The organism is Deinococcus murrayi DSM 11303, from assembly GCF_000482805.1.
Lineage (GTDB): Bacteria > Deinococcota > Deinococci > Deinococcales > Deinococcaceae > Deinococcus > Deinococcus murrayi.
In genome coordinates this window covers 151,403-159,164 of the sequence record NZ_KI519504.1, presented here as the reverse complement: position 1 = coordinate 159,164, position 7,762 = coordinate 151,403, and the positions used below count along the sequence as shown (strand labels likewise).

Sequence of the window (7,762 nt, the reverse complement as noted above, 5' to 3'; positions counted from 1 at the left end):
AGATCGAGGCGTTGTTCAAGACCTTGAAGAGTCGTTTCGCTTTTGGGAACTTCGGCCAGAAGACCAAGCTGGGGGTTCTCCGCTACCTCTATCTCAGCTTGGCCTGTTTTTTGCTCTGTCACTTCGAACATCTGGATCAGCTCGGATCAGGCCAAGCGGAGTCCGCTTGGCCTGACTGGGGCACCCTCGCTCGTCAGGTTCGCCAGAAATTCGTCGGCTGGGTGCCGCTTTTCGAGCTTGAAAGAGAGCGAGAGCAGATTTTAGTCGTCTGGGACGAGAACCAGCACTATGCCGCGTAAACTGAAAGATGTCAGACTTCCTACTTCCTACTTCCCATTCCCCCATCTGCCATCATCCCCCCATGACGATTCCCGAACCCGACTCGCGCACGCCCGCGATGCCCTCCCCAGAGGCGGCGCTCGCGACGGCGGGGGCACCCGGCACGGCGGCGGGGACCCTCACCGCGCTCGCCGGACACCCCGACGGGCGGGTCCGCTCGCTCGTGGCGCGGCATCCCAACACCCCCGCCGAGGTGCTGGGCACGCTCGCCGCGGCTTTTCCCCGCGAGGTGCTGGAGAATCCCGGCCTGCCGCTGATGCGCCTCGCCCGGCCAGGGTTGCTGGGCCTCTTTCCGGCGGAGGGGGTCACGGCCCTGCTCGCGCTGCCCGAAGCCCCAGCCTGGGTCCTGGACGGCGCGGCCCGGCACGAGGATTTCGGGGTGAGGGCCGCCCTCGCCGCCCGGCCAGGGCTGGGGGCAGAACGGGTGCAGCAGCTTGCCGCCGACGCGAGCTGGCAGGTGCGCGAGGCCGTCGCGCGGCGGCCCGACCTGCCGGAGGCCTGGGTGCGGCAACTCGCCGGGGACGACGACTACGACGTCCGCAAGGCGGTGGCGGCCCGCCCCGACCTGCCCGCCGACGTGCTGCGAACGCTGGTGACCGACGCGCACGGCTTCGTGCGGGCTGCGGTCGCGCGGCGGCTCGACCTGCCGCTCGACTGCCTGCTCACCCTGGCGACCGACGACGACCCCGACGTGCTCGCGACGCTGGCGCGGCGGGTGGACCTGCCCCGCAGCGTGCGGGGGTGGCTGGCGGCGAACGAGCACCCCAGCGTGCGGGCGGCGGCCCTGCAAGCCTGGACGGTGCCGCCGGAGGTCCTCGCCCGCGCCCAGCACGACGCGGAAGACGAGGTGCGGGCGGCCCTGGCCCGCCGCCCCGACGCCCCCCCAGAGCTGCTGGTGCGGCTGGCGAGCGACGAGTCAGAAGGGGTGCGCCGCGCCGTGCTGGAGCGCACCGACCTCCCCGAAGCGGCGGTGCTCGCCCTCGCCCGTGCCCCGGAGGGGGATATCCGGCTGCATGTGGCGAGCGCCGAGGGCCTGAGCGGGGCCGTGCTTGACGTGCTGCTCGAAGACCCCGATACGGCGGTGCGGACCCTGCTCGCGGTGCGGCCCGACCTCGGCCCAGAGAGGCTCGCCCGCCTCGCCACCGACCCCGAAGCGGAGGTGCGCCGGGCGGTGGCCTATGCCGAAGCGCCCGGTGACGCGGTGCTCGCCGCCCTCGCCGCCGACCCCCATGCCGGGGTGCGCCGCGCCGCCGCCCGGCACCCGGCCCTCTCCCCCACCCTGCTGCCCGCGCTCGCTGCCGACCCTGACGAGGGGGTGCGGTTGGCGGTGGCCGGAAGAAGCGACCTGCCGCAGGAGTTGCGCGAGCGGCTGCGGGCCGACCCCGACCCCAGCGTGCGGGCGGAGGTGGGAGAGCCGTCCGGTGAAGCGGGCCAGGCGTCAGCCACGGCTCAGGATGAGCGGGCATTCTGAGCGGAACCCGGCGGCCCCGCCGGGACCAGGAGGCGGCATGAACAAACCTGTGACCCTGTTGGCGGCCCTTGCTCTGAGCAGCGCGAGCGCCCAGACGACCATCAAGATCGCCAGCCTCGCGCCGCTGTCGGGCGGCCAGAGCGCCATCGGCCTTCAGGCCCGCAACGGCGTTCAGCTCGCGGTGACCGAGTACCAGCCGCAGTTTAGGAAGCTGGGCTTTACCCTCCAGTTCGTGCCCTTTGACGACCAAGCCGACCCCGCGACCGGGACTGCCGCCGCCCGCAAGATGGCCGCTGACCGCCAGGTGCTGGGCGTCGTGGGGGCGCTCAACAGCGGCGTGACCATTCCCGTCAGCGCCGTGCTCGCCCCCAGCCGGGTGGCGATGGTCAGCTCGGCGAGCACCGCGAACCAGGTCACCGACCGGGGCCTGGGCAACATGAACCGCATCGTCGCCCGTGACGACGCCCAGGGTCCGGCGGGGGCGCAGTTCCTGACCCAGACCCTCAAGGCCAAAAAGGTCTACGTCCTCAACGACAAGACCGCCTACGGCGAGGGCCTCGCCAAGGAAGTGGAAAAGGCCCTGAGGGCCAAGGGCGTGCAGGTCGTGGCCAACGAGGGCACGGAAGAAAAGAGCGACTTTTCCTCCATCATCGCCAAGATTCGGCTTCAGCGCCCCGACGCCATCTACTTTGGCGGCATCTACAACCAGGTCGGCGTCTTCCTCAAGCAACTGCGCGAGGCCGGAGTCACCACCCCCGTCGTGGGTGGAGACGGGCTGGACAGCAGTGACCTGCTCAAGATTGCGGGCAAGGGGGCCGAGAACGTCTACTACACCACCGCCGCCGCCCCGGTTGAGGCGCTGCCCGCCGCCAAGACGTTTGCGGCGAAGTACCAGAAGACCTTCGGGCAGCCCGCCCAGGGCTTCGCGGTGTTCGGCTATGACGCCGCCAAGGTCGTGCTGCAAGGCATCCTGAACGCGGCCAAGGCCAACGGCAACAAGGCCCCCAGCCGCCAGCAGGTCGAAACGGCCATCCGGAGGGGCACGTTCAATGGGCTGCTCTCCGGTCAGGTCCGCTTCAACAGCGTCGGCGACCGCCAAAGCGCCACCCTGTACGTGATGAAGGTGGGGGGCGGCAAGGTCCGGCTCAGCACCAGCATTCCGGTCAAGCTCAGCAAGCGCTGAGGCGGTGCTGAGAGCGGTGGGGCGGCTCCTGGGACTGGGTGTCCGGGAGCCGCCCTGCGCCTTTGCTGTTACACGGGCGACAGGTTGGCAAACTTCAGCAGCAGCTTTTTGGTGCCCGCTGCGGGGAAATGCACGGTCACTTCCTGGCGCTCTCCCACCCCCGCGACCGCTAGGACTTGGCCCTCCCCGAACTTGGGGTGCCTCACCCTCTCGCCGCCCCGGTAGGCCATCTCCCCCGTCATCGGGCTGGTGTTCTTGACGGCGGCGGGGCGGGTGGGCACGGTGGGGCGGTAGTCCTTCCAGCTCTTGGCGCGGTACTCCACGACCTGCCCGTAGGGGTCCACGGTGTCGAAGCCGCCCTCCAGTTCCTCCAGGAAGCGGCTGTCCTCGGCGGCGACCGTCTTGCCGTACTGCATGCGGTTTTGCGCCCCGGTCAGGAAGAGGCGCTCCATCGCCCGCGTGATGCCGACGTAAAAGAGCCGCCGCTCCTCTTCGACCCCGCCGGGTTCGGTCAGCGCGTTCTTGCTGGGCAGCAAGCCCTCTTCGACCCCCACGATAAAGACCACCGGGAACTCCAGCCCCTTGGCGTTATGGAGGGTCATCAGGGTGACGGCGTCTTCGGGTACGTCGCGGTTCTCGGTGCGCGAGCGCAGGTCATCTACGCTGGAGAGCAGGGCAGCGTCATCGAGGAAATCGGCAATCGTGCCCTCATGCGCCTGCGACCATTCCTCGGCGGCGTTGACGAGTTCGTCGAGGTTCTCCATGCGGACCTGGCCTTCTTGGCCCTCCTGGCGCAGCAGGTCGAGGTAGCCGCTCGTCTCGATGACGTAGCGCAAAAAGGCCGCTGGCTCGTAGTTGTCGGCGGCCTCACTCATGGCCGCCATGAGCCTGGCGAACTCGACGGGCTTTTGCGCTCCGCGGTCGAGAATATTCAGTTCCTGGGCATGGGCGCAGGCGGTCAGGATGGAGGTGCCGTTGACCCGCGCCCATTCCATCAGGCGTTCGAGGGCCGTGTCCCCGATGCCGCGCCGGGGCCGCCCGATGATGCGGCGCAGGGCGACGTCATCGTCCGGATTGAGGGCGAGCCGGGCATAGGCGAGAATGTCCTTGATTTCCCGGCGGTCGTAGAAGCTCACGCCGCCCACAATCTTGGCCGGAATCTGCACCCGCCGCAGCGATTCTTCGAGCACGCGGGACTGCGCGTTCGTGCGGTAGAGCACCGCCATGTCACTCAGGGGCCGCCCCTCGCCGTGCAGCCGGGTCACCCACTCGGCCACGAAGTCGCCCTCGGCGCGGTGGTCCGGGGCGCGGTGAAAGACGACGGGATGACCGTCCGCCTTGACCGCCTTGAGGGTCTTGTCGAGACGCTCGGTGTTGTTCTCGATGAGCTTGTTGGCGAGGCTGAGGACGCGGGCACTGGAGCGGTAGTTGTGTTCAAGCAGGTAGACCTTGGCGTCGGGGTAATCCTTTTGGAAGTCGAGGATGTTTTGAATGTCCGCGCCGCGAAATTTATAGATGCTGTTGTGGACGAGAAGGCCGCCCGCAACGTAGGTATGGGTGGGCGAGACGGTCAGGTCATAGACAGGGCCGTCGTACGCCTCCTGAGAGACGGCTTCCACCGTGACCTCGCGCAGCTCGCCGCTCTCCTGCGCGAGCATTTTCATGCCGGGATGCAGGTGCGAGAGGGGCAGGAAGGCGTACATCTTCCCGCCGACCAGCGCCTTACGTTGGAGTTCCAGCCCACCCTCCCCCGCGACCTGTTGGGCATAAGCCAAGGCTGCGGCGTAGTCCTTGCGGCTGACCTCCAAGCGAAAGCCGCCCTTGCCGTTGCCCCGGACGGGATGCCCGGCCTCCAGGAGCCGCTGGGCGATATCGGCGCGGTTGCTGCTCCACTGGACGCGGTGATAGCCGACCAGACCATGCCGAAAATCCTGATACATCACCAGATTGACGCTCTGACGCCGCAGCCCGTTTTGCGGGCGGTGGTGGGGGAAGTCGGGGTGCAGGTGCAAGTCGGCCATCAGCCGCCGCGCGGCCCCCTCGGTGTCGAGTTCTGCGAACAGGCGGGCAAGGTGCCCTTCTCCCATCGCCAGATTCCGCCCCACCCCGTGGAAGAGGGCGGTGGGCAGGCCATAGCGGGCAGCGTAAAGGGCTTCCCAGTAGGCGGCGTCCGCACGCGACTCGCACACGCGGAGCACCCAGACCTTGTCGCCGTTTTCCTGGTTGAGCCGGACCCGGAAGCCGTCATCTGCCTTCCCTTCGCTGTTCCGCCGGGCACCCACTGTCAGGCCGATCCGGTACCCCCGGTCCTCGCGGTACATCAGGTAGACGTACCACTGTCCGGCCATCGGCTCGTGCCGCGCCAGGACGACGTGATGGGGTGTGCCGCGCAGGGTCCGTCCTCCCGCCGTGACCTTCCAAAGTGGCCCTCGGAAGTGTCCCCGTTTGACGTGGGTCACGCGACCAGGAACCAACGCTCCCGCCCCGCCCGTGCCACAGACGAAGTTCCCCTCCTCGACTGTCTCGATGGGCCGCTCGCCCCCCGGCGTGCAGACGAGCGTGCCGGGCGGCAGGCACTGGTCGGGGTCTCCTACCACCAGCAAGTTCCGGTCCCGACTCGCCAGCAACCGCGTCAGCTCGTACTGCGCCTTGTTCGTATCCTGATACTCGTCCACGTGAATGAACTTCGCCCGGTCCTGCACCCGCTCCAAGACGGCGGGCACCTCCTGAAAGAGGCGCACCGTCTCGGTGATGAGGTCCCCGAAGTCAATCGCGTTCTGGCCCTTCTTGCGGGCCTCATAGCGGCGGCAGGCTTCGGCGGCAGCCTCACGCGGGATGCCGCTGATGAAGAGTTCGGGCGAGCGCTCCAGGTCGGCGGGTGTCAGCAGGTTGCTCTTGGCCCGGTCGAGGATGGAGCGCAGGACGCGCGGATTGGTGTCCGGGCCGATGCCGGGGATGGACCCCATGACCTCCTTGAGGATGTCCATCTGGTCGTCATCGTCGTAGATGACAAAGCCCCGCTTCAACCCGATGTGCTCGCCGTAGGCCCGCAGAATGCGCACGCCCGCCGAGTGGAAGGTGCTCATCCACAATCGGTCGGCCCCCTGCACGAGGTGCTTGGCCCGCTCGCGCATCTCGGCGGCGGCCTTGTTGGTAAAGGTCACGGCCAGAATCTCGCCGGGGTCGGCCCCGTAATGGCGGATGAGGTGGGCGATGCGGTAGACCAGCGTGCGCGTCTTGCCGCTGCCCGCCCCCGCAATCACCAGGGCCGGGCCGGTGTGGTGGTGGGCGGCCTGCGCTTGGTGAGGGTTGAGCTGCGACAGAAGAGGAGAATCGGGCAGGTCCGGCACGGTCGTCACCGGGGGAGTGTAGCAAAGTGAGTTATACAGACTCCGATTGGAAGGTTTACTTGTAAACCTGAAATCCGAGCGAAGCGAGCAGGAGAGAAACGGATTCCGGGAGTGGAGTTAACAAATCGGAAGGGCACCGATTTGTTAACGAAACAGACGGAATCCGTATGAGGCCCAGGGCAGAATGGGAGGCGGTGGGGGTGTTCCCGGCGGGGTGCCGCTTCCCCCCTCACCAAATCCTGTTACGCTCGCCGGGTGGACCGTTCGGCCAGCATCGCCCTGGGCAGCGTCGTGGTGGCACTTTTCGTGCTGGCGCTCAAGTTTCTGGCCTACCAGGTGACGGGGAGCGTGGCCCTGTACTCGGACGCGCTGGAAAGCATCATCAACGTGGCCGCCGCGGTCGCCGCCCTGATTGCCCTGCGCGTTTCGGCGCGGCCCGCCGACGCTACGCACCCCTACGGGCACTCCAAGGCCGAATATTTCAGCGCGGTGGCCGAGGGAGTCCTCATCGTGCTGGCGGCCCTGAGCATCGTGCGCGAGGCGCTTCCAGCCCTTCAGAACCCACGCACGCTGGAAGCCCCCTGGAACGGCCTCGCGATTAACCTGGGGGCCACTGTCCTCAACGGGCTGTGGGCGGGCGTGCTGCTGCGGACGGGCCGAGCGGCGCGGTCCCCAGCACTGCTGGCAGATGGGCGGCACGTCCTGACCGACGTGGCGACCAGCGTGGGCGTGCTGGGGGGGGTGGCCCTCGCCGCGCTGACCGGGATAGGCTGGCTGGACCCGGCCCTCGCGCTGCTGGTGGCCGTGAACATCCTCTGGAGCGGCTGGCAACTCGTGCGCGAAAGCGTGGGCGGTCTGATGGACGCCGGGGTCGACCCGCAAACCGAGGGCCGCATTCGGCAACTGCTGAGCACCCACGCCGACGGAGCGCTGGAGGTCCACGACCTGCGCACCCGTCACGCGGGCCGCCTGACCTTTGTCGAGTTTCACCTCGTCGTGCCGGGCACCATGACCGTGCAGGACGCGCACGCCATCTGCGACCGCCTCGAAGAAGCCCTCTTCGCCGAGTTGCCCGGCGTGGCGGTCACCATCCACGTCGAGCCACCCGACAAGGCCAAACATCACGGGGTCGTGGTGGTGTGAGGCGCGGGGCAGGAAAGGGGCCGGGGAAGGCTGCCCCGGCCCGTCTGCTGGGAAAGCAAATGCTCAGCGGGTGCCTTCGCCCATCCGCGCTGCGTCGCCTTGGCCGTCTTGCGGGCTAAAGGTGAGACACTGGGCCATCTGGCCGCTGAAGTCGACCTCGATTTGCCCCGCCGTGCAGTTCTGCTCCTCGTTGTAGCGGCAGCCCGTGGCCCCACAGCGGCTGACGAAGCTCTGTCCTTCTCCGGTCCGTCCCGTGTCGTTCATGCCTGACCTCCA

Annotated in this window: 6 protein-coding genes; 4 read left to right on the top strand and 2 right to left on the bottom strand. The window is 68.1% G+C overall.

The window, feature by feature from the left end; translation table 11 throughout:
- From H565_RS16650 to H565_RS0112965, 3 genes are all read left to right on the top strand, one after another.
- Positions 1-299 (top strand): hypothetical protein (locus tag H565_RS16650; RefSeq protein ID WP_027461419.1); only part of this gene is annotated, 299 nt, incomplete at its 5' end.
- Between the two features lie 62 nt (positions 300-361).
- On the top strand, positions 362-1,810 hold the full coding sequence (locus H565_RS0112970; protein WP_027461418.1) for a hypothetical protein: 1,449 nt from the start codon (positions 362-364) through the stop codon (positions 1,808-1,810).
- A 37-nt stretch (positions 1,811-1,847) separates the two neighbouring features.
- Positions 1,848-2,993 (top strand): branched-chain amino acid ABC transporter substrate-binding protein, encoded by a 1,146-nt coding sequence (locus tag H565_RS0112965; protein WP_027461417.1) that lies wholly within the window; start codon positions 1,848-1,850, stop codon positions 2,991-2,993.
- A 68-nt stretch (positions 2,994-3,061) separates the two neighbouring features.
- Here H565_RS0112965 and H565_RS0112960 read toward each other — a convergent pair whose 3' ends face one another.
- The gene (locus tag H565_RS0112960; protein ID WP_027461416.1) at positions 3,062-6,352 is read right to left on the bottom strand and encodes a UvrD-helicase domain-containing protein; all 3,291 of its coding nucleotides are present in this window, start codon (positions 6,350-6,352) and stop codon (positions 3,062-3,064) included.
- A gap of 246 nt (positions 6,353-6,598) precedes the next feature.
- Between H565_RS0112960 and mntE the strand changes: the two genes are divergently transcribed.
- Positions 6,599-7,486, top strand: a complete 888-nt coding sequence (gene mntE, locus H565_RS0112955) for a manganese efflux transporter MntE (RefSeq protein ID WP_027461415.1) — start codon at positions 6,599-6,601, stop codon at positions 7,484-7,486.
- Positions 7,487-7,549: 63 nt separating this feature from the next.
- Here mntE and H565_RS0112950 read toward each other — a convergent pair whose 3' ends face one another.
- The gene (locus H565_RS0112950; RefSeq protein ID WP_027461414.1) at positions 7,550-7,750 is read right to left on the bottom strand and encodes a DUF1540 domain-containing protein; all 201 of its coding nucleotides are present in this window, start codon (positions 7,748-7,750) and stop codon (positions 7,550-7,552) included.
- Positions 7,751-7,762 lie beyond the last annotated feature (12 nt).